The following is a 25,011-nucleotide window of genomic DNA, read 5'->3' on the forward strand; positions in this document are numbered from 1 at the left end:
GGTTATCCACAGACGGGTCAACAGGGATTGTGGGTAAGCCACACTCCCTGCTTAGGATCAGCGAACCACGCCTTCCTCAACCAACAACTTGAGGATGGCTTCGGCGCCCGCTTCCGGGCTCAGGCCCTTAAGCACTTGCCCGCCGCCACCACTGGCCTTGGCCGTGGCGGCTTTCATGCGGTCAGCACCGCTCTTGGCCTTGATCACCTTGAGGCGCTTGGGGCGTGGCTTGGCCGGTTGCAGCACGGCGCCTGTGAATAACTCGTCCTGTTCGATTTCGACTTCATGGGCCGCCAGCTCACCGCGCTGCGCCGGGCCGTACGCACTCTGCCGAGGCTTGGGCGCGGCGTTATCCACTGTCGCCAGAAACGGCAGGCGCACCTTCAGGCGTCGCCGCTGGCCGCGTGGCAAGGCTTGCAGCACATGGGCCACGCCGCCATCGATGGATTCGACCTGCGCCAGCCCGACAATCAACGGCCAGCCCAATTGCTCGGCCAGCAGGTACGGCAGCATGCCCGAGCCTTCACCGGTTTCGGCCTGGCTGCCGGCAAGCACCACCTGGGCACCGGCGTCGCGCAGGTATTCGCTGAGCACGGGCAAGGCATCGCTGCCCGCCGGTTGCTCCAGTACGTGCAACTGCGGCAACCCCATGCCCAGGTAACTGCGCAGGGTCGGCTCAGCAATGTTGCCGGCGTGCAGCACCTGCAACTTATCCCCAGCCATTTGCAAGCCGAGTTCCACCGCACGCGCATCTTGTTCAGCGCGGCGCGGGCGCCCGGAGGTCGGGTGGGCGCCGATGGACACCAGGCTGATTACATTCGTCGTCATGGCCATCTCCTTAAGCTGCATCGCGCTTGGCGCCGTTGCGGTAGGCTTCTACCGCAACGATCAAGGCTTGCAGAATCGCGGCGCTTTCGCCGATGACCGAGAGATCGGCCCGCTTGATCATGTCGCAACCCGGGTCGAGGTTGATCGCCACCACCTTGTCGCAGGCACCGATGCCTTGCAGGTGCTGGATCGCACCGGAAATACCCACAGCCACGTAAACCCGCGCCGTGACCCAGGTGCCGCTGGCGCCGACCTGGCGATCACGCGCCATGAAGCCGTCATCCACCGCAACCCGCGACGCACCTTCCGTGGCGCCCAGAGCCGCAGCGGTCTGGTGGAACAGCGCCCAGTCCTTCACGCCGTTGCCGCCAGAGAAAATAAACTCCGCTTCGGCCATGGGAATCGCCGCCGGGTCCACCGCCACCGCGCCGAGGTCTTCGATACGCGGCAGGCTGCGTGCCAGGGCTGTGGATAACGCCACGGGGAGCACTTCATGCCGTGTCTCGCTGACAGGATCGGCGCATTCAGCGGCGGCCAGAATCAGGCGTGGCAGCGGACGGGCCAAGTCTTCCTGGCCCGCACCGGCGCGGCCGATGCACTCGTCGCCCTTGATCTGCCAAACCCGCGTAGCCGGGCGTTCCTTGAGGCTGGCGGCAAAACGTCGGCCGAGTTCGCCACCACCGCTGCGGCTGTCAGGCAGCAACCAGTGACGCGGGTTGAACTGGTTATCCACAGCGCGCAAACCTTGCACCCGTTGTTCCGGTGAATAACCGTCGAATTCGTGGCCTTCCAGCACCAGCAGGCGATCGACGCCTGCGGTGGCAAATGCACCTTCCTTGTGTTCGCCAAACACCACCGCCAGCACCGCACCGTCGCTGCCCGCCAGTTGTCGGGCCAGGCCGAGCAAGTCACGGTCGTGGCTGCTCAAGCGGCCGCCGACCATGTCCGGCACCACGTTGATGTAGAACGCAGGCGCCGCCACCTGATGCAGCGGCAACTGCACTTCCACTGCCGCCGTGCGCTTGGCAGCGCCGCCCTGTTGGGCGCCGCTGCGGTCGATACGCTTGATGCCATTGGGGCCGATGAAACCGATGCCATGGACGTTCTTGCGGATGACGCCATTGGGGCCCATCCAACTGTGCTGTGCCGGTTGCATCGCTGCGTGCAATGGGTGCAGACGGTTGCGGGCGATCCACTCAGCGCGTGGGTCGCGCCGGATAATGTCGCTCATCAGTGCACCTCCGCAGGTTCACGCTTGATAGGGGTTTTGGCCGGTGCGGCGTCTTCCAGCAAGGCGTCGGCCACCAGTTCGGCGATGTCCTTGATCAGTGGACGCGGCTCAACCACGCCTTCGAGCATCGCCGTGCACTGTGGGCAACCCACGGCCACCAGCTCGGCGCCGGTTTCGCGGATGTCTTCCATGCGCATATCGGGAATGCGTTGCTTGCCGGGAATGTCGGTAATCGGCGCACCGCCCCCGCCCCCGCAGCAGCGTGAACGGAAGCCCGAGCGTTGCATCTCCTTGACCTCAATGCCCAACGCCCGCAGCACTTGGCGCGGCGCCTCGTACTCGCCGTTGTAGCGGCCCAGGTAGCAAGGGTCGTGGTAGGTCACGCTGTTGCCCTTGTGCCGGCCCAGGTTCAGCGCACCCTCGCCGATCAGCTCGGCCATGAACGTACTGTGATGTTGCACCAGGTAGTTGCCGTTGAAGGCGCCGTACTCGTTTTTCAGCACATGGAAGCTGTGCGGATCGCAGGTGACGATGCGCTTGAAGCTGTACTTGGCCAGGGTCTGGATATTGCGCGAAGCCAGCAACTGGAAGGTCGCTTCATCGCCCAGACGACGCGCCACATCGCCACTGTCACGTTCTTCCAGGCCCAGCACAGCGAAGTCGACCTTGGCCGCCTTGAGCACTTTGACGAACGCACGCAGGGTACGTTGGTTACGCATGTCGAAGGCACCGTCGCCGACCCAGAACAGCACGTCGGCACTGCCTTTCTCGCTGAGCAGCGGCAGGTTCAGGTCGGCCGCCCAGTTCAGGCGACCACCCGGTGCGAAACCGCCGGGGTTGTCGGTGGCGATCAGGTTTTCCAGGACTTCCGCGCCTTTGTTCGGCGTGGCGCCTTTTTCCAGGGTGAGGTGACGGCGCATGTCGACGATGGCGTCCACGTGCTCAATCATCATCGGGCACTCTTCCACACAGGCGCGGCAGGTGGTGCAGGACCACAGGGTCTCGGCGTCCACCAGGCCGTTGACGATCGGCTGATGCGGGTTGCCGCTGTGTTCGCCGATGGCTTTGCCCGGATACGGGCTGCCGGCGAACTTGGCATCGGTGCCACCGGCCAGGCCGACCACCATGTCCTGGATCAACTTTTTCGGGTTCAGCGGCTGGCCGGCGGCGAAGGCCGGGCATGCGGCTTCGCACTTGCCGCACTGTACGCAGGCGTCGAAGCCCAGCAGTTGGTTCCAGGTGAAATCCTTGGGTTTCTCCACGCCCAGCGGCGCGGATTTATCGCTGAGGTCCAGTGGTTTCAAACCGGTGGAACGGCCGCCGCCGAAGCGCTCGGCGCGACGGTGCCAGGCCAGGTGCAAGGCACCGGCGAAGGCGTGTTTCATCGGGCCGCCCCAGGTCATGCCGAAGAACATCTCGGACACGCCCCACAACACACCCACCCCGAGCAACGCGGCAAGCAACCAGCCACCGAAGTCCGCTGGCAGAATCCCGGCCACCGGCAGGGTCACCAGGAAGAAGCTCACCGAGAACGCCATCAGGCTTTTCGGCAGGCGCATCCATGGGCCTTTCGAAAGACGTGAAGGCGGATTGCGACGGCGCAGGTAAACGAAGGTGGCGCCAACAAACATCAGTACCGAGGCCAGCAGCAAGGCATAACCGAGGATGCGGTTCTGCAGGCCGAAGCCGTGGACCAGAATGGCGAGCAACGCCGACAGCACAAAACCCAGCGCGGTGGCGACGTGGGTGTTGGCGATGTATTTGTCGCGGGCGACCACGTGGTGCAGGTCGACCATGTAGCGCTTGGGCATGGCGAGCAGGCCGCCCAAAAGGTCAACCTTGGACGCGCGGCCACGGCGCCACATGTTCACCCGGCGCAGGGCGCCGAGGACGGCAAGGCCCAGGGCGGCGAACAATAAAATGGGAAGCAGGGTGTTCAACATGGTGAAGCTCCCAAAGACCACACAGGTCTACTGTGAAACTGGCCCCAAATGTGGGAGCGGGCTTGCTCGCGAATGCGGTGTGTCAGCTGACGCATTCGGTGGCTGATCCCCCGCGTTCGCGAGCAAGCCCGCTCCCACATTTTTGACCGAGTACACATTGGTTCAAGGCTGGGTCAGAAATCCTTGCACAAGCGCAGGGCGTCATAGATCGCAGCGTGGGTATTACGCTGTGCCACACAGTCACCGATACGGAACAGCAAGTACCCATCACCCGACTCGCTCAGGCACGGCTGCGGCTTGATCGCGAACAAGGCTTCGACGTCGATCTGCCCCTTGTTGCGCGAGCCTTCCTTGAGTGCGTAGTAGATGGCTTCGTCCGGGCGCACGCCGTTTTCGACAACCACCTGGTCCACCACCCGCTCCTCTTTGGCGCCGGTGTATTCGTTCTCCAGCACCGCCACCAGCTTGTCGCCTTCGCGGTAGACCTTTTCCAGCATCATGTCGCCGGTCATGATCACTTCTTTCGGGTACATGCTGCGGTAGTAGGTCGGGAACGACGTACCGCCGATGGCCACGCCCGGTTTGATGTCGTCGGTGACGATCTCGACCTGGCTGCCCTTGTCCGCGAGGAAATCCGCCACCGACATGCCGGTGAATTCGCAGATGGTGTCGTATACCAGCACGTTCTTGCCCGGCGCGACTTTGCCGTCGAGCACGTCCCAACTGCTCACCACCAGGCCTTCGGCCGCGCCCCAGTGTTCGTTCTGTTCCACGTTCGGATGTCCGCCCACCGCCAGCACCACTACGTCCGGACGCACGTCCAGGATAGTGTCGGCATCAGCGGCCACGCCCAGACGCAGGTCGACCTTCAACCGCGCCAGCTCCAGTTGGTACCAACGGGTGATACCGGCGATCTGGTCACGCTGCGGCGCCTTGGACGCCGTGGTGATCTGCCCACCAATAAACTCTTTCTTTTCGAACAGGGTCACATCATGGCCGCGCTCGGCCGCTACGCGTGCAGCTTCCATCCCGGCCGGGCCGGCACCGACCACCACAACCTTGCGTTTGACGCCGGTGGTTTTTTCGATGATGTGCGGCACACCCATGTATTCACGGGAGGTCGCGGCGTTCTGGATGCACAACACATCCAGGCCCTGGTACTGGCGGTCGATGCAGTAGTTGGCGCCGACGCACTGCTTGATCTGGTCGATCTGGCCCATCTTGATCTTGGCGATCAGGTGCGGGTCGGCGATGTGCGCACGGGTCATGCCGACCATGTCCACATAACCGCCTTCGAGGATGCGCGTGGCCTGGTTCGGGTCCTTGATGTTCTGCGCGTGCAGCACCGGGACCTTGACCACTTCCTTGATACCGGCCGCCAAGTGCAGGAACGGCTCCGGCGGGTAGCTCATGTTGGGGATCACGTTGGCCAGGGTGTTGTGCGTGTCGCAACCCGAGCCCACCACGCCGATGAAGTCCAGCATGCCGGTGTCATCGTAGTACTTGGCGATCTGCTTCATGTCCTCATGGGACAGGCCGTCCGGGTGGAACTCGTCACCGCACAGGCGCATGCCCACGCAGAAGTCATCTCCCACTTCGGCGCGCACGGCTTTCAATACTTCCAGGCCGAACTTCATACGACCTTCAAAGCTGCCGCCCCACTCGTCAGTACGCTTGTTGACCCGTGGGCTCCAGAACTGGTCGATCATGTGCTGGTGCACCGCAGACAGTTCCACACCGTCCAGGCCGCCGGCCTTGGCGCGTTTGGCGGCGCTAGCGTAGTTGCCGATCACGCGCCAGATTTCTTCCGGCTCGATGGTCTTGCAGGTCGCGCGGTGCACCGGCTCACGTACGCCGGACGGCGACATCAAGGTCGGCCAGTTGAAGCCGTCCCAACGTGAGCGACGGCCCATGTGGGTAATCTGGATCATGATTTTGGCGCCATGCTTGTGCATGGCGTCGGCCAGGTTCTGGAAGTGTGGGATGATGCGGTCGGTGGACAGGTTGACCGAACTCCACCATTCCTGCGGGCTGTCGATAGCCACAACCGAGGAACCGCCGCAGATCGCCAGGCCGATACCGCCCTTGGCCTTCTCTTCGTAGTACTTCACATAGCGGTCGGTGGTCATGCCGCCGTCGGTCGCGTAGACCTCGGCGTGGGCAGTACTGAGCACGCGGTTGCGGATGGTCAGTTTGCCGATCTGGATCGGCTGGAACATTGCTTCGAAAGCCATGGCACGGTCCTCGGCTTACAACGGCTTGACGGTGAACAGGCCGTCATCGTGGCCCTCTTCGGAGCCTCCGTAGACTTGCTCTGCAACAGTGCGAATCTTGCTGCCACGCGCCTCAAGAATCTGGTCCATGGCGCCGGCAAACCAGCCAGTGAACATGTAGTCGACCTTGCGCCCGACCTTGCCGTACACGTACACAAACGCGGAGTGTTCCAGCTTGACGCTGCAGGTGCCTTTGTCGAGGTCGATGTCTTGGATCTTGAACAGGCCCCAGCCGCGTTGCGACAGGCGCTTCATGTAGTGCTCGAACACCGCGACGCCTTCCAGACCGTGGCATTCGGCTTCTTTCTCGCACCAGTGCCAGGCGGATTTGTAGCCGGCCTTGTAGAGGATTTCGGCGTAGGCATCGGCGCCCAGCACTTCTTCGATGCCGATGTGGTTGTTGACGAAGAAATGGCGCGGCACGTACAGCATCGGCAGGGCGTCGGAGGTCCAGACACCGGTTTCGCTGTCGACTTCGATAGGCAATTGCGGGGCGATCTTGGCCATGGAAACTTAACTCCAGAAAAATTCTTGTTGATGCCCCCGGCGCGAATGGCCGGGGGAAAAGATGCGTTGGCGGTGGCTTATTCGCCCCAGACGTCCTTGAGGACGTTGACCCAGTTTTCGCCCATGATCTTGCGTACCACGCGCTCAGGGTGGCCGCGCTTGAGCAGGGTCTCGGTGAGGTTGGGGAATTCGCCCACGGTGCGGATGCCCAGCGGGTTGATGATCTTGCCGAAGCTGGTCAGGCGGCGGGCGTAGCCCTTGTCATGGGTCAGCATTTCAAAGAAATCCTGGCCATGCCCCTGGGTGAAGTCGGTGCCGATGCCGATGGCGTCTTCGCCAACGATATTCATGGTGTATTCAATGGCTTCGGCATAGTCGTCGATGGTCGAATCGATGCCTTTGGCCAGGAACGGCGCGAACATGGTCACGCCGACAAAACCACCGTGGTCGGCAATGAACTTGAGTTCTTCATCGGACTTGTTGCGCGGGTGCTCTTTGAGCCCGGACGGCAGGCAGTGGGAGTAGCACACCGGTTTTTTCGATTCGAGGATGACTTCTTCGGAAGTCTTGGAGCCGACGTGGGACAGGTCGCACATGATGCCGACGCGGTTCATCTCAGCGACGATTTCACGGCCGAAACCCGACAGGCCACCATCACGCTCGTAGCAACCGGTGCCGACCAGGTTCTGGGTGTTGTAGCACATCTGCACCACACCGACGCCGAGCTGCTTGAAGATCTCGACATAGCCAAGCTGGTCTTCGAAGGCATGGGCGTTCTGGAAGCCGAAGATGATGCCGGTCTTGCCCTGCTCCTTGGCGCGGCGGATGTCGGCGGTGGTTTTCACCGGGATCACCAGGTCGCTGTTTTCACGGATCAGGGTCTGGCTGGCCACGATATTGTTGATGGTGGCCTGGAACCCTTCCCACACCGACACGGTGCAGTTGGCAGCGGTGAGGCCGCCTTTGCGCATGTCCTCGAACAGGTCGCGGTTCCACTTGGCAATAATCAGCCCGTCGATAACGATGCTGTCGGCGTGCAATTCGGCTGGGCTCATCAGGCGTCCCCTTATTGGCGATTCATGCGCCGAATCGTCTGCCGGCGCTTTGGGGCCAGCATATGCCCAGGGGCCGACAGAGCCGGGTGCAAAAACGACAGGGGAATTGCCGAAAGCGTCAATCCGCGACAAAGGCTGTTATGAGAGGTCTGACTGGCGGCTGTTCTTTGTCTTACGCTTGAGCCAGAATTCCCGCATCACCTGATACGAGACGGCGCAATGAAATCGATTTTCCTGGCTTTGGCACTCATCGCAACCGGCGTCCACGCGGCCGAAGACACCGACAGCACGCCGTGCGACGGCATCGAAAACGACAAGCAAACCCTGGAATGCGCCTCCTACAACAAAACCACCGCCGAACAACTGCTCAAAGACAACTATCAAGGTCTGCTGGAACGCATGACTTCGACCTATGGCAACGACAAGACCAAGCTGGCGGACATTACCGCTCGTCTGAAGGATGCCCAGCAGAAGTGGGAAAAGTTACGGGATGCTGATTGCGCCGTGGACACCTTCCCGGCAGTCAACGGCACCAAGGCGTATGCGATTGCGCAGAATGACTGCCTGGCACGGATGAGCGATGAGCGGTCGGAGTTTTTAGAGTCGATTGGGCAGGAATAAACGACAATCACCGCCACTTTTCTCTGAACCAAGGCTATTCATGACTATTTGCGGCATCGAAATCAAAGGCAGCGAAGCCATCATCGCTGTCGCCTCCCTGGACAATCAGGCGTTGAGCCATGTCGCCCTGGCGACCAAGAAAATCGCCCTGGACGACGATGAGGAAGCGGCCAACGTCAAAGCCTTCGCCGCCCAGGTGAAAGCGTTTGTGCAGGCCAACGGCATCGAACAAATCGCAATCAAGAAGCGCAGCAAGAAGGGTGAATTTGCCGGTGGGCCGACCACATTCAAGATTGAGGGCGTGTTTCAGTTGCTCGACGGTGTGGAGGTGACGTTGTTGTCGCCGCAAACCATCAATGCGCAGAACAAGAAGCACAACTTTGAACTGCCGGCCAGCCTGAACAAATACCAGCATGAAGCCTACAAAGCCGCCTGTTCAGCCCTGCTAAAAAAATAAGCCACCCCGAAGACTCAGTGTGGGAGCGGGCTTGCTCGCGAAAGCGGTGTGTCAGTGAGCACATCTGAAACTGACCCTCCGCTTTCGCGAGCAAGCCCGCTCCCACATTGGACTTTGTGCAGCTCTTAAATTGAGTTTTATACCCAATTATGGCGGCAACTATAATTTATAGTCGCCACTATAATTGGCTAAAAAACGATCAAACCACTTCCCTTCGCCGATCCTCCCTCGGGCACTTCGCAAACCGTGCCCGATAACTGCGGGTGAAATACGACGGCGACTCAAACCCACAGGCAATGCTCACTTCCAGCACACTCATGTCGCTCTGGCGCAGCAGTTGCCGGGCTTTCTCCAGGCGCAGGCCGAGGTAGAAGTTGCTGGGGGTGTCGTTCAGGTGCAGGCGGAACAGGCGCTCCAGTTGGCGACGCGTCACTTTGATCGCTTCGGCCAGCGCCAATGTGCTCAGGGGCGGCTCGGTGTGCTGCTCCATCTCGCCGATCACTTGCACCAACTTCTTGTTGTTGATGCCGTAGCGCGTGGCGATCTGCATGCGCTGGTGGTCTTTGCGTGGGCGGATGCGGCCAAGCACGAATTGCTCGGAGACCTGGATCGCCAGTTCGGGGCCGTGGGCCTGGGCGATCAGGTCGAGCATCAGGTCGATGGAGGCCGTACCGCCAGCGCAGGTGATGCGGCGGCGATCAATCTCGAACAGCTCCTGGGTCACGGTGAGCTGTGGATAAGATTCCTTGAACGCGTCGATGGCTTCCCAGTGCAGGGTCAGGCGGTGGCCGTCGAGCAGGCCGGCTTCGGCGAGGACGCAGGCGCCGGTGTCGATGGCGCCGAGGGTCACGCCGTCGTGGTCGAGGCGGCGCAGCCAGTGTTCCAGCGCGGGGGTGGCGAATTGCAGCGGTTCGAAGCCGGCCACCACCAGCAAGGTCGCGCCTTTTTTCAACAGTTCCAGCGCGGCGTCGGCGTTGACCGACATGCCATTGCTCGCCAGCACCGCGCCGCCATCGGCACTCAACACATGCCAGCGGTACAACTCGCCACGAAAGCGGTTAGCCACCCGCAACGGTTCCAGCGCGGAGATAAAGCCGATGGCCGAAAAGCCCGGCATCAGCAGAAAGTAGAAATCCTGGGACATGGTGGCGCTCTCGTCGGACGGGCAGCGTGGCACTGTGATACTCCCGTTCTCGGGTGGATTCAAGGGGGCAGGTCGCTGCAGTGCAAGAGCTGGTCGCCGCCGTGCGTTTTATAGGCCCTCAAGCTGCGTAACTTGATCCCACGGCGCACAAAGACGCCGGACCCCACAATAACGACCTGCCGAGGGATCCACCATGAACCGACTGATCAGCCGCTGTGTGCTTGCACTCAGCGCCAGCGCCATCTTGAGCACGAACGTACTGGCTGCCGACGCGGCATCTTGCCAGAACGTGCGCATGGGCGTGGTGAACTGGACCGATGTAATCGCCACCAGCGCCATGACCCAAGTGTTGCTCGACGGCCTCGGCTACAAGACCAAACAGACCAGCGCCTCCCAGCAAATCATCTTCGCCGGCATCCGCGACCAGCGCCTGGATTTGTTCCTGGGCTACTGGAACCCGCTGATGACCCAGACCATCACGCCGTTCGTCGACGCCAAGCAAGTCAAGGTCCTCGACAAACCCAGCCTCGAAGACGCGCGCGCCACCCTCGCCGTGCCGACTTACCTGGCGGACAAGGGCCTGAAAACCTTCGCCGACATCGCCAAGTTCGAAAAAGAACTGGGCGGCAAGATCTACGGCATTGAGCCAGGCTCGGGCGCCAACACCCAGATCAAGGCAATGATCGCCAAGAACCAGTTCGGCCTGGGCAAGTTCCAGCTGGTCGAGTCCAGTGAAGCCGGCATGCTCGCCGCCGTCGACCGCGCGGTGCGCCGCAAGGAAGCCGTGGTGTTCTTTGGCTGGGCGCCGCACCCGATGAACGTCAACGTCGCCATGACCTACCTCACCGGCAGCGACGACGCCCTGGGCCCGAACGAAGGCATGGCCACCGTGTGGAGCGTCACCGCGCCGAACTACGCCGAGCAGTGCCCGAACGTGCACAAACTGCTGACCAATCTCACCTTCACCGCCGCCGACGAGAGCCGGATGATGCAGCCGTTGCTGGATCACAAGGACGCCATCGAGTCCGCCAAGCAGTGGCTCAAGGATCACCCGCAAGACCAGGCGCGCTGGCTGGAAGGTGTGACGACCTTCGACGGCAAGCCGGCGGCGACCAACCTGCAACTGACCAGCCAATAACTTTTTCTGAACCACCGTTTCGCAGCTCAACCGGGCTGCGAACGGCACCACCACGCCTGTAAGGAACCGCCTAATGAACCACGACGTCATCATCACCTGCGCACTCACCGGTGCTGGCGACACGACCAGCCGCAGCCCACACGTGCCGGTCACCCCCAAACAAATCGCCGCCGCCGCCGTGGAAGCTGCCAAGGCCGGCGCCACCGTTGTGCACTGCCATGTGCGTGATCCTGAAACCGGCAAGTTCAGCCGCGACGTCGCCCTGTACCGCGAAGTGATGGAGCGCATTCGCGAGGCCGACATCGACATTATCGTCAACCTCACCGCCGGCATGGGCGGCGACCTGGAGATCGGCGGCGGCGAGAATCCAATGGAGTTCGGCCCCAACACCGACCTGGTCGGCCCGTTGACCCGCCTGGCTCACGTCGAAGAGCTGCTGCCGGAAATCTGCACCCTGGACTGCGGCACCCTGAACTTTGGCGATGGCGACACCATTTACGTCTCCACCCCGGCGCAACTGCGGGCCGGCGCCAAACGCATCCAGGAACTGGGCGTTAAGCCTGAGCTGGAAATCTTCGACACCGGTCACCTGTGGTTCGCCAAGCAGATGATCAAGGAAGGCCTGCTCGACAACCCACTGTTCCAACTGTGCCTGGGCATCCCATGGGGCGCACCGGCAGACACCACCACCATGAAAGCCATGGTCGACAACCTGCCCGCCGACGCGGTATGGGCGGGCTTTGGCATCGGCCGCATGCAAATGCCGATGGCGGCGCAAGCGGTGCTGCTGGGCGGCAACGTGCGGGTTGGCCTGGAAGACAACCTGTGGCTGGACAAAGGCGTGCTCGCCACCAACGGCCAGTTGGTGGAGCGCGCCAGTGAAATCCTCAGCCGCCTGGGTTCACGGGTCATGACCCCGGCTGAAGGACGAATCAAGATGGGTTTGACCAAGCGCGGTTGATCGTAGCCACCACTTTTTTAGGAATTTGCCATGAGCTTTATCACCGAAATCAAAACCTTCGCCGCCCTCGGCAGCGGTGTCATCGGCAGCGGCTGGGTGTCCCGCGCCCTGGCCCATGGCCTGGATGTGGTCGCCTGGGACCCGGCGCCCGGTGCCGAAGCCGCACTGCGCAAACGGGTTGCCAACGCCTGGGGCGCCTTGGAAAAACAAGGCCTGGCGCCGGGCGCGTCCCAGGACCGCCTGCGCTTTGTCGCCACCATTGAAGAGTGTGTGAAAGACGCCGACTTCATCCAGGAAAGCGCCCCGGAACGCCTGGAACTGAAACTCGACCTGCACAGCAAGATCAGCGCTGCGGCCAAGCCGAATGCGTTGATTGGGTCGAGCACGTCCGGCCTGTTGCCAAGCGAATTCTACGAGGGCTCGACCCACCCTGAGCGCTGCGTGGTCGGCCATCCGTTCAACCCGGTTTACCTGCTGCCGCTGGTGGAAGTGGTCGGCGGTAAAAATACCGCGCCGGAAGCCGTTCAAGCCGCAATCAAGGTGTATGAATCCCTCGGCATGCGCCCCCTGCACGTGCGCAAGGAAGTCCCGGGCTTTATCGCCGACCGTCTGCTTGAAGCGCTGTGGCGTGAGGCCCTGCACCTGGTCAATGACGGCGTCGCCACCACCGGCGAAATCGACGACGCGATCCGCTTTGGCGCGGGCTTGCGCTGGTCGTTCATGGGCACCTTCCTGACCTACACCCTGGCCGGCGGCGACGCCGGCATGCGCCACTTCATGGCGCAGTTCGGCCCGGCGCTGCAGTTGCCGTGGACCTACCTGCCGGCGCCGGAGCTGACCGACAAGCTGATCGACGATGTGGTCGACGGCACCAGCGATCAACTGGGCAAACACAGCATTTCGGCGCTGGAGCGCTATCGTGATGATTGCCTGCTGGCGGTGCTGGAAGCGGTGAAGACCACCAAAGCCAAGCACGGCATGACGTTCGCCGAATAACGGAACCCCTGACATGCCCGCACTCACCACCTACACCACCCAGGTCCACCCCGACTGGGTGGACTACAACGGCCACCTGCGCGACGCGTTCTACCTGCTGATCTTCAGCTACGCCACCGACGCGCTGATGGACACCCTCGGCCTGGACAGTGAAAACCGCGAAGCCAGCGGCCATTCACTGTTCACCCTGGAGCTGCACCTCAACTACCTGCACGAAGTGAAACTGGGCGCCGACGTGGAGGTGCATACCCAACTGATCGCCTTTGATGCCAAGCGCCTGCACCTCTATCACAGCGTGCATCTAGTGGGCGATGAAAAGGAGCTGGCGGGCAACGAGCAGATGCTGCTGCACGTTGATCTGGCCGGCCCGAATTCGGCGCCGTTCACCAAGGCCACGCTGGAAAAACTGACGGCGATCAGTGCGGAACAGGCTGACCTGCCGCGCCCCGCCCTGCTCGGCCGAGTGATTGGACTGCCCCCCAAGAAGCAATAAGGAGCCACCATGCAAACCGCCGCCGCTGTCGCCGATTTCCGTACCTACCCGAAGATCTGCGACATCGCGGACGTGCGGGTGCTGGAAGATCAAATCCTCGTGCATTGGGCCGATGGGCGGGTCAGCCCGTTTCATCATCAATGGCTGCGGGACAACTGCCCCTGTGCAGAATGCGTGTACAGCGTGACCCGCGAACAAGTGCTGGAGATTGTCGACGTGGACGCCAATCTCAGGGCTGCCTCGGCCCGTCTTGATCAAGGCAATCTGTGGGTGGAATGGAACGGCGGCCACCGCAGCCAGTACGATCCCGGCTGGCTGCGGGCCCATGCCTACGACGATGAATCCCGTGCCGAACGCCGTGCGGCAAAGCCCACGCCGCAGCTGTGGGACAGTCACTTCCAACTGCCGGTGTTCGACTACTCGGCGGTCATGGAAGACCCGAACACGCTACTGCAATGGTTGCTGGCGCTGCGCGATTCAGGCCTGACGCAAATCCGGGGCGTCCCAACCGAGCCCGGCTCCCTGGCGCTGATCGCCAAGCGCATTGCCTTCATCCGCGAGAGCAACTTCGGCGTGCTGTTCAATGTGCAATCCAAGGCCGATGCCGACAGCAATGCCTACACCGCTTTCAACCTGCCCTTGCACACCGATCTGCCCACGCGGGAGCTGCAACCGGGCCTGCAATTCCTGCATTGCCTGGTGAACGATGCCAACGGTGGCGAGAGCATTTTTGTCGACGGGTTTGCCATCGCCAGCGCCTTGCGTACAGAAGATCCCGAAGCGTTCCGGGCACTGTGTGAGATCCCGGTGGAGTTTCGCAACAAGGACCGGCACAGCGACTATCGCCGCCTGGCGCCGATCATTGCGCTGGATGCGTTGGGGGATGTGGCGGAGATTCGCATGGCCAACTTTTTGCGTGGGCCGTTTGAGGCCAGCGTTGCGCAGATGCCATTGCTGTATCGCGCGTATCGACGTTTTATCGCCATGACGCGGGAGGATCGCTTTCGTGTGGTCAAGCGCCTGAATCCGGGGGAACTGTGGTGCTTCGACAACCGCCGCACCTTGCATGCGCGTAATGCATTTGACCCCACTTCCGGGGCGCGGCACTTCCAGGGTTGCTACATTGATCGAGATGAGTTGCTCTCGCGCATTTTGGTGTTGCAACGGTAGACCGTGGCGCGCCCTTCGCGAGCAAGCCCGCTCCCACAAAAAAAGCCCCGATCCAGCCGTGACTGAATCGGGGCAGAGTGCCTTGTGTGAGCGTGACATCCTGAGGGTGACCAAACCTTCAAGCTGAGTGCTTGGGTTCAGTGTGCCCATTAATGCGTTCGGTAAATGGCCCGAAAACGACATGCTCGTAGCCATCTGAGGCATTCGTGCAATCTGGCCTTGCCGACCGCTTGGGCGGCTACCAGAATCGAGGTCAAACCCCGTTCCCTTCACCAGGATAAACGTCATGATGCACGCGGATTTGATTGACCAGGATGACCTGCTGGGCCAACTGCGCTCACTGGGTTTTGAAGTGTCCAGCGGCGCCACCGCCGAGCAGGCCTGCGAGTGTGCGGTGCGTGGGTTGAGCGAGGCGCGGGCCAAGGCGCTCAAAGGGATGGTTGAGCAAATGTACACCGGCAGTGCGACGATCCTGCCGGCGGTGCGGCAGGCGATCGATAAGCAGCTATTGCCGGCGTTGGTGCAGTTCAGGCAGAACTCTGGCGCCTGAATAGATCACTGTGGTGAGCGGGCTTGTTGTGGCGAGCGGGCTTGCCCCGCGTTGGGCTGCGCAGCGGCCCCAAAATCTTGGGAGCGCTTCGCACTCCAACGCGGGGCAAGCCCGCTCGCCACAACCATAACCACAACAAGCCTGCTCCCACAGGGTCTAGAGCCTTACGCTGGCAAACGTTGATTCATTACGCGCCTGACTCAACGCCGACATCGGCCCCGACAACGGTGACAACACCAACGCCTGCGGAATCGGCATCATCGCCACTTGCTGGGTGGTGTTGGAACCCACACGCTCATCCCGTGGCGGAATGCCGAAGTATTCGCGGTAGCACTTGGAGAAGTGCGGCGTGGAGACAAACCCGCACACCGACGCCACTTCGATGATCGACATCGGCGTTTGCTTGAGCAACTGCCGTGCGCGGATCAGGCGCAGCTTGAGGTAGTAGCGCGACGGCGAACAGTGCAGGTATTTCTGGAACAGCCGCTCCAGCTGGCGACGGGACACGGCGACGTATACCGCGAGTTCGTCCAGGTCGATCGGCTCTTCCAGGTTGGCTTCCATCAGCGCGACGATTTCCTGCAGCTTCGGCTGGTTGGTGCCGAGCATGTGCTTGAGCGGCACACGCTGGTGATCCTGTTCGTTGCGGATGCGTTCGTACACGAACATCTCGGAAATGGCGGCCGACAGTTCACGACCGTGATCGCGGCTGATCAGGTGCAGCATCATGTCCAGTGGCGCGGTGCCGCCGGAGCTGGTGAAGCGGTTGCGGTCGAGGGTGAACAGGCGTGTGCTCATGGCCACGCGGGGGAAGGCTTCCTGCATCGAGGCCAGGCATTCCCAGTGCACGCTGCAATCAAACCCATCGAGCAAACCGGCGCAGGCCAGTGCCCAACTGCCGGTGCAGACAGCGCCCAAGCGGCGCGATTGGCGCGCCTGGCTTTGCAGCCACGACACATGTTCACGGGTCACAGTACGTTGGATACCCACGCCGCCGCACACGATCACGGTGTCCAGGGCTGGGGCTTTGTGCATGGAAGCATCGGGGGTGATTTGCAGACCGTCGCTGGCCCACACCTGGTTTCCGTCGACACTCAAGGTCGTCCAGCGATACAGCTCACGACCGGAGAGCTGGTTGGCCATGCGCAGGGGTTCGACTGCGGAGGCCAGGGAAATCAGCGTGAAATTGTCCAGCAGCAAAAAGCCGATGGATTGAGGCGCACGGTTCTGGGGTTGGGCCCCGGAGTTGAACGACGTCATCGCGGTATCTCCTCACACAAAGCGGGTGATGGCCTCAGGCGAGGCTCTTGTTATTGCGCTCTTCATCCAGCCAGGAGAGAGGCTTTGAATTGATAGAGCAAATGCCATGCCTAAAATTGAATGGCCGTCCAATAACTCCTAAAAACGACCTGATGACGTGTCTAAACAAGCCCGCGCCGCGAGTACGGATATAGCCGGAATCGGCTGTAGGAACGAGTCTGCCCACGAGGCGTGAGCAGATCGGTAGCACTTGTGGGAAGGCGCTTTGCGGGTGTGGGAGAAGTCTGTCACCCCAAGCACGGGTGACAGCGAGTCGGGCGGTAAATCGTTCGGTAGCTACTTATCTGTTTGCGACGCGCTAAAAGGTGGCGCTTTTGGATCCGGGTGTTCACTTGTAGTGAGCGGGCTTGCCCCGCGCTGGGTGGCGAAGCCGCCCCAATAAAGGCACCACATAGTGTCAGCTAATAACAAGTCGCCTGATTTTGGGGCGGCTTCGCCACCCAGCGCGGGGCAAGCCCGCTCACTACAAAACCATCAACACTCCACAGCACTCACCGCCAACCCACCCCGCGATGTCTCTTTGTATTTGTCATGCATATCCGCCCCGGTATCGCGCATGGTGCGGATCACCCGGTCCAGGGAGATAAAGTGCTGGCCATCACCACGCAGCGCCATCTGCGCGGCGTTGATCGCCTTCACCGCCGCAATCGCATTGCGCTCGATGCACGGCACTTGTACCAGCCCACCCACGGGGTCGCAGGTAAGGCCCAGGTTATGCTCCAAGCCGATCTCGGCGGCGTTGCACAGTTGCTCCGGCGTAGCGCCGAGGATCTCGGCCAAGCCGGCGGCGGCCATGGCGCAGGCCGAACCGACTTCGCCCTGGCAACCGACTTCGGCACCGGAGATTGAGGCGTTCTTCTTGCACAGGATCCCCACCGCCGCCGCACCCAGCAGGTAGTCGACGACGTTGGCTTCAGTCACTTCCTCGCTGAACTTCATGAAGTAGTGCAACACCGCCGGGATAATCCCCGCCGCGCCGTTGGTGGGTGCGGTGACCATGCGTCCACCCGCTGCGTTTTCTTCATTGACCGCCAGGGCGAACAGGTTGACCCATTCCATGGCGCTCAAGGTCGAACCGATCACATTGGGCTTGCCCAGTTCCTGCAAGCTGCGGTGCAACTTGGCCGCACGCCGGCGCACGTTCAAACCGCCAGGCAGGATGCCTTCGTGCTTGAGGCCTTGCTCCACGCAATCCTGCATGGCGCGCCAGAGTTTCATCAGGCCACTGCGGATTTCTTCTTCGGAGCGCCAGACCTTTTCGTTGGCCAGCATCAACTCGGCCACGCGCAGGTTGTGGGTCTTGCACAACTGCAACAGCTCGACCGCGCTGGAAAAATCGTAAGGCAACTCCGTGCGGTCCATATCGGCCACGCCGCTTTGCGCCTGGGCTTCATCCACTACGAAACCGCCGCCCACCGAATAGTAGGTGTCGCGGTGCAGTTCAGCGCTGTCGCCGTACACCACCAGCGTCATGGCGTTGGGGTGGAACGGCAGGTTTTCGTCGAGCAGACGCATGTCCCGCCCCCAGACGAAGGGCACCGGCAAACGCCCGTCCAGCAGCAAGGTGTCGGTCTCACGCAGGGTGTGAATGCGCAGGCCGATTTGCGATGGATCGATCGCGTCCGGCCACTCGCCCATCAGCCCCATGATGGTCGCGGTGTCGCTGCCGTGGCCAATGCCGGTGGCGGACAAGGAGCCGTAGAGCTGAACTTCGACGCGCCGCACTTGTTCCAACAGTTCACGTTCACGCAAGCCTTGAACGAACAACGCCGCGGCGCGCATGGGGCCGACGGTGTGAGAACTCGAAGGCCCGATGCCGATCTTGAACAGGTCGAAAACACTGATAGCCATTGCCGTGGAACTCCGCAGGTGAGCAAACCGGGCACCAAGGAGCTGCTACGCTCAAATCGCCCAGATGGCGGCATCATCAAGCTTTTGCTGACCGCCACGGCGTCTCACACCGACGTAACCATGCTCACCAGCGTCGCTTGCGTACGATCACCTGTTTTGGCCGTTTTTAGCGGTGCAGATAGACGAAAACTGCAGTTTCGCCTCTGGAAAAATCTGTAAGCGACGTCACCGACACTGGATACGACCATCCCTGTACTGGATACGACGCCCCCTGTAGGCGTCAGATTTTCACTGGTACATGATCAGTCTCGACTCGTTTGCAAGGCACCGTGCCAGAGCTGTTGTCGCACGCACCAACCGCAACACTTATAAAGCGCGGCGAATGCCGCCAGAAAAAACACAGGAGTCTACCCAGATGAAAGGTTCACCCTCGTTGTTGTTGGCCGCCATGCTGAGTCTGCCAGTCATGGCGCACGCCGCAGAACCGGCACAATGTCAGACCGTCAACTTCTCCGATGTCGGCTGGACCGACATCACCGTCACCACCGCGACAACCAGCGAGATCCTCAAGGGCCTGGGCTACAAGCCGCGCACCACGATGATTTCGGTACCCGTGACCTACAAGTCACTGGCCGACGGCAAGAACATGGACATCTTCCTCGGCAACTGGATGCCGACCATGGAAAATGACATCAAGCAGTACCGTGATGCCGGCACCGTGGAAACCGTGCGCGCCAACCTGGAGAACGCCAAGTACACCCTGGCCGTCCCGGAAGCGCTGTACAACAAAGGCCTCAAGGACTTCGCCGACATCGCCAAATTCAAGGATGAGCTGGGCGGCAAGATCTACGGCATCGAGCCGGGCAACGACGGCAACCGCACCATCCAGACGCTGATCGACAAAGACGCCTTCGGCCTGAAAACCGCCGGTTTCAAAGTCGTCGAATCCAGCGAAGCCGGCATGCTCTCCCAGGTCGAACGCGCCTCCAAGCGTGACCAGGCCATCGTGTTCCTCGGCTGGGAACCGCACCCGATGAACACCCGCTTCAAGATGAAGTACCTGACCGGCGGTGACGACTCGTTCGGCCCCAACTACGGCCAGGCCACCATCTACACCAACACCCGCAAGGGTTATACCCAGGAATGCAGCAACGTCGGCCAGTTGCTGAAAAACCTGGTGTTCACCCTGGACATGGAAAGCACCCTGATGGGTAAAGTCCTGGACGACAAACAAAAGCCTGACGCCGCCGCCAAGGCCTGGCTGAAAGCCAACCCGCAAGTCCTCGACACCTGGCTCGCCGGTGTCACCACCGTAGATGGCAAACCAGGACTCGACGCCGTTAAAGCCTACCTCGCCAAGTAATGTTGTCCCCGGGGCGGTGCGCTGCCCCGGGATGTTTTCCCTCTTCGCATGTGGACATTCACTACCATGCTGACTGAACAGAAAATCCCACTAGGCCAGTACATCGCTGCCTTCGTCGAATGGTTGACCCAACACGGCGCCAACTACTTCGACGCAATCGCATCGACACTGGAAACGATGATCCACGGCGTGACGTTCGCGCTGACCTGGTTCAATCCGCTGGCATTGATCGGTCTGATTGCGCTGCTGGCTCACTTTATCCAACGTAAATGGGGACTGACTGTTTTTGTCATCGCCTCCTTCCTGCTGATCCTCAACCTGGGGTACTGGCAGGAAACCATGGAGACCCTGGCGCAAGTGCTGTTCGCCACCCTGGTCTGCGTGGTCATCGGTGTGCCGCTGGGCATTGTTGCCGCGCACAAACCGTTGTTCTACACCATGATGCGGCCGGTGCTCGATCTGATGCAGACCGTACCGACCTTCGTCTACCTCATCCCTACCCTGACCCTCTTCGGGCTGGGTGTGGTGCCTGGGCTGATTTCCACGGTGGTGTTCGCGATTGCCGCGCCGATCCGCCTGACCTACCTGGGTATCCGTGATGTACCGCAAGAGTTGATGGACGCCGGCAAGGCCTTTGGCTGCTCGCGCCGTCAGTTGCTCTCGCGCATCGAACTGCCCCACGCCATGCCGAGCATTGCCGCCGGCATTACCCAATGCATCATGCTGTCGTTGTCGATGGTGGTGATCGCGGCCCTGGTGGGCGCCGACGGCCTCGGCAAACCGGTGGTCAACGCGCTGAACACCGCCGATATCGCCTTGGGCTTTGAAGCCGGTCTGGCGATTGTGCTGCTGGCCATCATGCTCGACCGCATCTGCAAACAACCCGACGCTAAAGTAGGGGGTGATGCATGAGCATTATCCGATTCGACAAGGTCGACGTGATCTTCTCCAAAGACCCACGCGAGGCGCTCAAGCTGCTGGACCAGGGCATGAGCCGTAACGAAATCCTGAAAAAGACCGGGCAGATTGTCGGCGTAGAAAAAGCCAGCCTGGACATCGAGAAAGGCGAGATCTGCGTACTGATGGGCCTGTCGGGCTCTGGCAAATCCAGCCTGTTGCGCTGCATCAATGGCCTCAACACCGTGAGCCGTGGCCAACTGTTCGTGGAGCATGAAGGTCGCCAGATCGACATCGCCTCCTGCACACCCGCCGAGCTGAAAATGATGCGCACCAAACGCATCGCCATGGTGTTCCAGAAGTTCGCCCTGATGCCTTGGCTGACAGTGCGCGAAAACATCAGCTTCGGCCTGGAAATGCAGGGCCGCCCGGAGAAAGACCGACGCAAGCTGGTGGATGAAAAACTCGAGCTGGTAGGCCTGACCCAATGGCGCAACAAGAAGCCGGACGAACTCTCCGGCGGCATGCAGCAGCGCGTCGGCCTGGCCCGTGCATTGGCGATGGACGCCGACATCCTGCTGATGGACGAACCCTTCTCCGCCCTCGACCCGCTGATCCGCCAAGGCCTGCAGGATGAGTTGCTGGAACTGCAACGCAAGCTGAGCAAGACCATCGTCTTCGTGAGCCACGACCTCGACGAGGCGCTCAAACTGGGCAGCCGCATCGCGATCATGAAAGACGGCAAGATCATCCAGTACAGCGTGCCGGAAGAGATCGTGCTGAACCCGGCGGACGACTATGTGCGCACTTTCGTCGCGCATACCAACCCGCTGAACGTACTGTGCGGCCGCAGCCTGATGCGCACCCTGGACAACTGCAAGCGTGTGAACGGTTCAGTGTGCCTGGACCCGGGCGGCGACTCGTGGCTGGACCTGGCCGAAGGCAACACCATCAAGGGTGCCCGCCAGAATGGCGCGGTGATGAACTTGCAGAACTGGGCGCCGGGCCAAGCGGTGGAAGGTCTGGGCCGGTTGCCGACGCTGGTGGATTCGAATATCGGCATGCGCGACGCGTTGCAAATTCGTTATCACACCGGGAACAAGCTGGTGTTGCATGACAACAACCAGGTGGTGGGGATTCTCGGAGACAGCGAGTTGTACCACGCCCTGCTGGGCAAAAACCTGGGGTAATCCCCCAGGTACAAAAACGCCGCGAGGATCGCGGCGTTTTGTTTTACAGGTGGATGATCAACCTTCAGCTATAGACACGGCCAAGGAGCTGCCGATGGCTTTCAAACTGATCGAGCACGTCCCGGGTGATCTGTTCCTGGGCGAAGCCCATCAGGTCGTATTCCTGAGGTCCGTTGTGCAGGTAGACCTCGGCGCGGTAGTAACGCGTGCGCTCTTCCTCGGGCAGGTCGCTCGGTGCCGACGAGTAAGCATCCAGGCTCACTTCGTAGACAAACGGGTTGCCCTCTTCCATCTCGATGCGCACACCGATGCAGCGCTTGGATTTACCCAGCAGCGTCTGCACTTCCAGCCCCTGTTCACGCAAGGCCGTCGCCGCTTCTTCCAACGCCGGCGTGACGTGCTTGTCCATGAAGCGTTGCACGGTGCCTTGGCTCGGTTGCAGGTCCAGCGCGGTCAAACGCTCGCTGAAACCACGGCGGCCACGCTCGGCCAGTTGCGCCTGCTCCTGTTCGATAGCTACGTCCTGGCGCATGGCCTTGTGCAAGCCGAACATGAAGAAGATCAACACCACCGAGAACGGCAGCCCCGCCAGCACCACCATGGTCTGCATGGCTTCGAAGTTGCCGGCGAACAGCAGGCCAATGGTCACCAGGGTGATCACCGCCGACCAGAAGATCCGCAGCCAGTGCGGCGCATCTTCATCCACATTGCCGCCTTTGCACGACAGGTTGGCCATCATCACTGCGCCGGAATCCGCCGGGGTCAGGAACAGCACGAAGCCCACGAAGATCGACACACCGATGACGACTTTCGACGCCGGGTAATGCTCAAGCAACTGGTAGATCGCCATGGACGGCTGTTCCAGTGCGGTCTTGCCCAACTCCACCGCGCCGTGGTTCAGCACCAGGTCCAAAGCCGAGTTACCGAAGATCGACAACCACGCCAGGGTGAAGCCCAGCGGGATCAGCAGCACGCCAGCCACCAGTTCACGCACGGTACGACCACGGGAAATACGCGCGATGAACATGCCCACGAATGGCGCCCAGGAAATCCACCAGGCCCAGTAGAACAGGGTCCACAGGCCCATCCAGCGTTCGGTCTTGTCGGCGTCGCCTTCGTACACATAGAGGTCGAAGGTTTTCAGCACCAGTCCGTTCATGTAGTCGCCGATGTTCTGCACAAAGCCGTTGAGCAAGTGCAAGGTCGGGCCAAACAACAGTACAAAGATCAGCAGGCCGCTGAACAACACGATGTTGAGGTTGGACAGGCGGCGAATGCCGTTCTCCACGCCCGACACGGCAGCGATGGTCGCCACGGTGCTCATCACGATGATCACGATCAGCAGGTTGGTGTTGCTGTGTTCCATGCCGAACAGGTTTTCCAACCCGGACGACACCTGCATCGAGCCAATCCCCAGGTTCGTCACCAGGCCCAGCAGGGTCACGAACATGCCGAAACCGTCTACTGCGTGGCCGGCCGCGCCTTTCACCCAACGCTCGCCCACCAGCGGGTACAGCGCCGAACGCAAGGCCAGCGGCTGGTTATGACGGTACGCAAAGTACGCCACGGCCAGGCCGACCAGGGCATAGATTGCCCAGCCGTGCAGGCCCCAGTGCAGGAAGGTCAGTTGCAGCGCCTGGCGTGCGGCGCCATTGCTGGCGGCGGCGCCTTCGGGCGGGTTGAAGTAGTGGTCCAGTGGCTCGGAAGCACCAAAGTACAACAGCGAAATGCCGATACCCGACGAGAACAACATGCCGGCCCAGGCGCCGTAGCTGAAGTCCGGGGTGTCGTCCTTGCTGCCCAGTTTCAATTTGCCATAGGAGGAAAACGCCAGGCCGACCACGAACACCAGGTAGGCGGCGATGACCACCATGTAGTACCAGCCGAAGCTTTTCGACAGCCACGCCTGGGCGACACCGAGCATGCGCCCGGCCTCCTGCGGGGCGATGATCAGGATGGCAGTCAACAACAGAATCAACGCGGTGGAGGTGTAGAACACCCAACCGTTGACCCGCACCTTTTCTGGCGGGGTCTTTATAAGAGAGGCAGAACTCATGGCGCAGATGCTCCGGGCAGTGCGAGAGAGAAACACAAGGCAACGGTTATCCCGGGACATCGATTTTTCGGCAGTCGACGGACGGGTGTTATAAAGACACCCCTTAAATCCCTGCACCCCATGAGCGCAGTGCCCAGGGACGTTTCAGGGGTTTAACCAGGTGCCAGATGTCGCGTCTACAAGTAGGAAATACCTGTAGGACGCGACCATTTGTCGCAGATCTTATTCTTTGTTGATTGAACGTTCAATCAAAACAAAATAGACTGGCCCTCAAGCCGACGGACGTTGATCGCCCATCGGCAGGCCTAAGGAGAGGTGCTACATGCCCAAGGTCGGTATGCAACCCATACGCCGCCAGCAGTTGATCGAAGCCACGCTGACGGCCATCGATCAGGTCGGAATGGGAGATGCCAGCATTGCGCTGATCGCTCGTTTGGCCGGCGTCTCGAACGGCATCATCAGTCACTACTTTCAGGACAAGAACGGCCTGATCGCCGCAACGATGCGGTACTTGATGAATGCGCTGATCGAGAACGTCCACGAACGCAGGCGTGCCCTGAAGGATGACAGCCCACGGGCGCACCTGCAGGTGATCATCGAAGGCAACTTCGACGCTAGCCAGGTCAACGGCCCGGCAATGAAAACCTGGTTGGCCTTCTGGGCCACCAGCATGCATCACCCGTCATTGCACAGGTTGCAGCGGATCAACGATCAACGTCTGTATTCCAACCTGTGCTGCCAGTTTCGCCGAGTGCTGCCGCTGCCGCGCGCGCGCAAAGCAGCCCGAGGCCTGGCGGCCCTGATCGACGGTTTGTGGTTGCGCGGCGCCCTGTCGGGAGACGCTTTCGACACGGAGCAGGCGCAACGGATCGCTTACGAATACATGGATTTCCAATTGGCCAAGCAGGTGAGTTAGAGCACACATAACCGCTCAACCCCTGAACTGCTGTCGCTCAGTGTTGCCACA

At 61.1% G+C, this 25,011-nt stretch carries 22 protein-coding genes; 12 read left to right on the forward strand and 10 right to left on the reverse strand.

Annotated features, from left to right (window positions below):
- Window positions 1-57 precede the first annotated feature (57 nt).
- From ACP7BX_RS06950 to ACP7BX_RS06975, 6 genes are all read right to left on the reverse strand, one after another.
- On the reverse strand, window positions 58-828 hold the full coding sequence (locus tag ACP7BX_RS06950; RefSeq protein ID WP_177094330.1) for an electron transfer flavoprotein subunit beta: 771 nt from the start codon (window positions 826-828) through the stop codon (window positions 58-60).
- Window positions 829-838: 10 nt separating this feature from the next.
- Window positions 839-2,059 (reverse strand): electron transfer flavoprotein subunit alpha/FixB family protein, encoded by a 1,221-nt coding sequence (locus tag ACP7BX_RS06955; protein ID WP_426130636.1) that lies wholly within the window; start codon window positions 2,057-2,059, stop codon window positions 839-841.
- Window positions 2,059-4,002 carry a dimethylglycine demethylation protein DgcB gene (dgcB, locus tag ACP7BX_RS06960; RefSeq protein WP_426130638.1) on the reverse strand — a complete coding sequence of 648 codons (1,944 nt, stop codon included), beginning with the start codon at window positions 4,000-4,002 and terminating at the stop codon, window positions 2,059-2,061. The genes ACP7BX_RS06955 and dgcB overlap by 1 nt, the downstream gene beginning before the upstream one ends.
- 173 nt (window positions 4,003-4,175) lie before the next feature.
- Complete coding sequence (gene dgcA, locus ACP7BX_RS06965) at window positions 4,176-6,236, reverse strand: dimethylglycine demethylation protein DgcA (RefSeq protein WP_314530298.1); 2,061 nt, start codon at window positions 6,234-6,236, stop codon at window positions 4,176-4,178.
- 15 nt (window positions 6,237-6,251) lie between these two features.
- Window positions 6,252-6,782 (reverse strand): DUF5943 domain-containing protein, encoded by a 531-nt coding sequence (locus ACP7BX_RS06970; RefSeq protein ID WP_038848876.1) that lies wholly within the window; start codon window positions 6,780-6,782, stop codon window positions 6,252-6,254.
- Window positions 6,783-6,859: 77 nt separating this feature from the next.
- On the reverse strand, window positions 6,860-7,837 hold the full coding sequence (locus ACP7BX_RS06975; RefSeq protein ID WP_005792153.1) for a dipeptidase: 978 nt from the start codon (window positions 7,835-7,837) through the stop codon (window positions 6,860-6,862).
- Window positions 7,838-8,056: 219 nt separating this feature from the next.
- Here ACP7BX_RS06975 and ACP7BX_RS06980 point away from each other — a divergent pair, with 219 nt between their 5' ends.
- Together ACP7BX_RS06980 and ACP7BX_RS06985 are read left to right on the forward strand one after the other, a co-directional pair.
- Entirely contained in the window at window positions 8,057-8,458 is a 402-nt protein-coding gene (locus tag ACP7BX_RS06980) for a lysozyme inhibitor LprI family protein (RefSeq protein ID WP_314530291.1), read from the forward strand.
- Window positions 8,459-8,498: 40 nt separating this feature from the next.
- Window positions 8,499-8,915, forward strand: coding sequence for a DUF3010 family protein (locus tag ACP7BX_RS06985; protein ID WP_314530288.1), 417 nt, complete (start codon window positions 8,499-8,501; stop codon window positions 8,913-8,915).
- 199 nt (window positions 8,916-9,114) lie between these two features.
- Here ACP7BX_RS06985 and ACP7BX_RS06990 read toward each other — a convergent pair whose 3' ends face one another.
- Window positions 9,115-10,059, reverse strand: a complete 945-nt coding sequence (locus ACP7BX_RS06990) for a GlxA family transcriptional regulator (protein ID WP_426130641.1) — start codon at window positions 10,057-10,059, stop codon at window positions 9,115-9,117.
- A gap of 193 nt (window positions 10,060-10,252) precedes the next feature.
- Between ACP7BX_RS06990 and ACP7BX_RS06995 the strand changes: the two genes are divergently transcribed.
- The 6 genes from ACP7BX_RS06995 to ACP7BX_RS07020 all read left to right on the forward strand — a co-directional run bounded on the left by ACP7BX_RS06995 (window position 10,253) and on the right by ACP7BX_RS07020 (window position 15,367).
- On the forward strand, window positions 10,253-11,197 hold the full coding sequence (locus ACP7BX_RS06995; protein ID WP_033898036.1) for a choline ABC transporter substrate-binding protein: 945 nt from the start codon (window positions 10,253-10,255) through the stop codon (window positions 11,195-11,197).
- A 73-nt stretch (window positions 11,198-11,270) separates the two neighbouring features.
- Window positions 11,271-12,158: a 3-keto-5-aminohexanoate cleavage protein gene (locus ACP7BX_RS07000; RefSeq protein ID WP_426130643.1), complete on the forward strand. Its 888-nt coding sequence runs from the start codon at window positions 11,271-11,273 to the stop codon at window positions 12,156-12,158.
- 30 nt (window positions 12,159-12,188) lie between these two features.
- Entirely contained in the window at window positions 12,189-13,154 is a 966-nt protein-coding gene (locus tag ACP7BX_RS07005; RefSeq protein ID WP_078050496.1) for an L-carnitine dehydrogenase, read from the forward strand.
- Between the two features lie 13 nt (window positions 13,155-13,167).
- Complete coding sequence (locus ACP7BX_RS07010) at window positions 13,168-13,647, forward strand: thioesterase family protein (protein ID WP_426130646.1); 480 nt, start codon at window positions 13,168-13,170, stop codon at window positions 13,645-13,647.
- A 9-nt stretch (window positions 13,648-13,656) separates the two neighbouring features.
- Window positions 13,657-14,817: a gamma-butyrobetaine dioxygenase gene (locus ACP7BX_RS07015; protein ID WP_426130648.1), complete on the forward strand. Its 1,161-nt coding sequence runs from the start codon at window positions 13,657-13,659 to the stop codon at window positions 14,815-14,817.
- Window positions 14,818-15,103: 286 nt separating this feature from the next.
- Window positions 15,104-15,367, forward strand: a complete 264-nt coding sequence (locus ACP7BX_RS07020; RefSeq protein WP_426130650.1) for a hypothetical protein — start codon at window positions 15,104-15,106, stop codon at window positions 15,365-15,367.
- 156 nt (window positions 15,368-15,523) lie between these two features.
- On the opposite strand, the gene ACP7BX_RS07025 is transcribed toward ACP7BX_RS07020, so the two are convergent.
- Window positions 15,524-16,627: a GlxA family transcriptional regulator gene (locus ACP7BX_RS07025; protein WP_005792167.1), complete on the reverse strand. Its 1,104-nt coding sequence runs from the start codon at window positions 16,625-16,627 to the stop codon at window positions 15,524-15,526.
- Between the two features lie 534 nt (window positions 16,628-17,161).
- Window positions 17,162-18,538, reverse strand: coding sequence for an L-serine ammonia-lyase (locus ACP7BX_RS07030; RefSeq protein ID WP_426130652.1), 1,377 nt, complete (start codon window positions 18,536-18,538; stop codon window positions 17,162-17,164).
- 415 nt (window positions 18,539-18,953) lie between these two features.
- On the opposite strand from ACP7BX_RS07030, the gene ACP7BX_RS07035 reads away from it, so the two are divergent.
- From ACP7BX_RS07035 to choV, 3 genes are all read left to right on the forward strand, one after another.
- Window positions 18,954-19,901, forward strand: coding sequence for a choline ABC transporter substrate-binding protein (locus tag ACP7BX_RS07035; protein ID WP_033898028.1), 948 nt, complete (start codon window positions 18,954-18,956; stop codon window positions 19,899-19,901).
- 66 nt (window positions 19,902-19,967) lie between these two features.
- Window positions 19,968-20,813 (forward strand): choline ABC transporter permease subunit, encoded by an 846-nt coding sequence (gene choW, locus ACP7BX_RS07040; RefSeq protein ID WP_016972877.1) that lies wholly within the window; start codon window positions 19,968-19,970, stop codon window positions 20,811-20,813.
- Window positions 20,810-21,988 (forward strand): choline ABC transporter ATP-binding protein, encoded by a 1,179-nt coding sequence (choV, locus tag ACP7BX_RS07045; RefSeq protein ID WP_058426626.1) that lies wholly within the window; start codon window positions 20,810-20,812, stop codon window positions 21,986-21,988. Before choW ends, choV begins: the two co-directional genes overlap by 4 nt.
- Before the next feature lie 64 nt (window positions 21,989-22,052).
- Here choV and ACP7BX_RS07050 read toward each other — a convergent pair whose 3' ends face one another.
- Window positions 22,053-23,987, reverse strand: a complete 1,935-nt coding sequence (locus tag ACP7BX_RS07050) for a BCCT family transporter (RefSeq protein ID WP_237142559.1) — start codon at window positions 23,985-23,987, stop codon at window positions 22,053-22,055.
- Window positions 23,988-24,366: 379 nt separating this feature from the next.
- Between ACP7BX_RS07050 and betI the strand changes: the two genes are divergently transcribed.
- Window positions 24,367-24,960 (forward strand): transcriptional regulator BetI, encoded by a 594-nt coding sequence (gene betI, locus ACP7BX_RS07055; RefSeq protein ID WP_016977777.1) that lies wholly within the window; start codon window positions 24,367-24,369, stop codon window positions 24,958-24,960.
- Window positions 24,961-25,011: the final 51 nt, after the last annotated feature.

The organism is Pseudomonas sp. DWP3-1-3b3, from assembly GCF_049896305.1.
GTDB lineage: Bacteria > Pseudomonadota > Gammaproteobacteria > Pseudomonadales > Pseudomonadaceae > Aquipseudomonas > Aquipseudomonas azotoformans_A.

What these genes read in the sequence shown, in the direction of transcription:
- choW (WP_016972877.1), top strand. Translation starts at nt 19,968, where the DNA reads ATGCTGACTGAACAGAAAATCCCACTAGGCCAGTACATCGCTGCCTTC.
- dgcA (WP_314530298.1), bottom strand. Translation starts at nt 6,236, where the DNA reads ATGGCTTTCGAAGCAATGTTCCAGCCGATCCAGATCGGCAAACTGACC.
- ACP7BX_RS06970 (WP_038848876.1), bottom strand. Translation starts at nt 6,782, where the DNA reads ATGGCCAAGATCGCCCCGCAATTGCCTATCGAAGTCGACAGCGAAACC.
- ACP7BX_RS07005 (WP_078050496.1), top strand. Translation starts at nt 12,189, where the DNA reads ATGAGCTTTATCACCGAAATCAAAACCTTCGCCGCCCTCGGCAGCGGT.
- ACP7BX_RS06975 (WP_005792153.1), bottom strand. Translation starts at nt 7,837, where the DNA reads ATGAGCCCAGCCGAATTGCACGCCGACAGCATCGTTATCGACGGGCTG.
- ACP7BX_RS06980 (WP_314530291.1), top strand. Translation starts at nt 8,057, where the DNA reads ATGAAATCGATTTTCCTGGCTTTGGCACTCATCGCAACCGGCGTCCAC.
- ACP7BX_RS07035 (WP_033898028.1), top strand. Translation starts at nt 18,954, where the DNA reads ATGAAAGGTTCACCCTCGTTGTTGTTGGCCGCCATGCTGAGTCTGCCA.
- ACP7BX_RS07030 (WP_426130652.1), bottom strand. Translation starts at nt 18,538, where the DNA reads ATGGCTATCAGTGTTTTCGACCTGTTCAAGATCGGCATCGGGCCTTCG.
- ACP7BX_RS06955 (WP_426130636.1), bottom strand. Translation starts at nt 2,059, where the DNA reads ATGAGCGACATTATCCGGCGCGACCCACGCGCTGAGTGGATCGCCCGC.
- dgcB (WP_426130638.1), bottom strand. Translation starts at nt 4,002, where the DNA reads ATGTTGAACACCCTGCTTCCCATTTTATTGTTCGCCGCCCTGGGCCTT.
- ACP7BX_RS06950 (WP_177094330.1), bottom strand. Translation starts at nt 828, where the DNA reads ATGACGACGAATGTAATCAGCCTGGTGTCCATCGGCGCCCACCCGACC.
- ACP7BX_RS07020 (WP_426130650.1), top strand. Translation starts at nt 15,104, where the DNA reads ATGATGCACGCGGATTTGATTGACCAGGATGACCTGCTGGGCCAACTG.
- choV (WP_058426626.1), top strand. Translation starts at nt 20,810, where the DNA reads ATGAGCATTATCCGATTCGACAAGGTCGACGTGATCTTCTCCAAAGAC.
- ACP7BX_RS07010 (WP_426130646.1), top strand. Translation starts at nt 13,168, where the DNA reads ATGCCCGCACTCACCACCTACACCACCCAGGTCCACCCCGACTGGGTG.
- ACP7BX_RS07000 (WP_426130643.1), top strand. Translation starts at nt 11,271, where the DNA reads ATGAACCACGACGTCATCATCACCTGCGCACTCACCGGTGCTGGCGAC.
- ACP7BX_RS07015 (WP_426130648.1), top strand. Translation starts at nt 13,657, where the DNA reads ATGCAAACCGCCGCCGCTGTCGCCGATTTCCGTACCTACCCGAAGATC.
- ACP7BX_RS06985 (WP_314530288.1), top strand. Translation starts at nt 8,499, where the DNA reads ATGACTATTTGCGGCATCGAAATCAAAGGCAGCGAAGCCATCATCGCT.
- betI (WP_016977777.1), top strand. Translation starts at nt 24,367, where the DNA reads ATGCCCAAGGTCGGTATGCAACCCATACGCCGCCAGCAGTTGATCGAA.
- ACP7BX_RS07025 (WP_005792167.1), bottom strand. Translation starts at nt 16,627, where the DNA reads ATGACGTCGTTCAACTCCGGGGCCCAACCCCAGAACCGTGCGCCTCAA.
- ACP7BX_RS06990 (WP_426130641.1), bottom strand. Translation starts at nt 10,059, where the DNA reads ATGTCCCAGGATTTCTACTTTCTGCTGATGCCGGGCTTTTCGGCCATC.
- ACP7BX_RS06995 (WP_033898036.1), top strand. Translation starts at nt 10,253, where the DNA reads ATGAACCGACTGATCAGCCGCTGTGTGCTTGCACTCAGCGCCAGCGCC.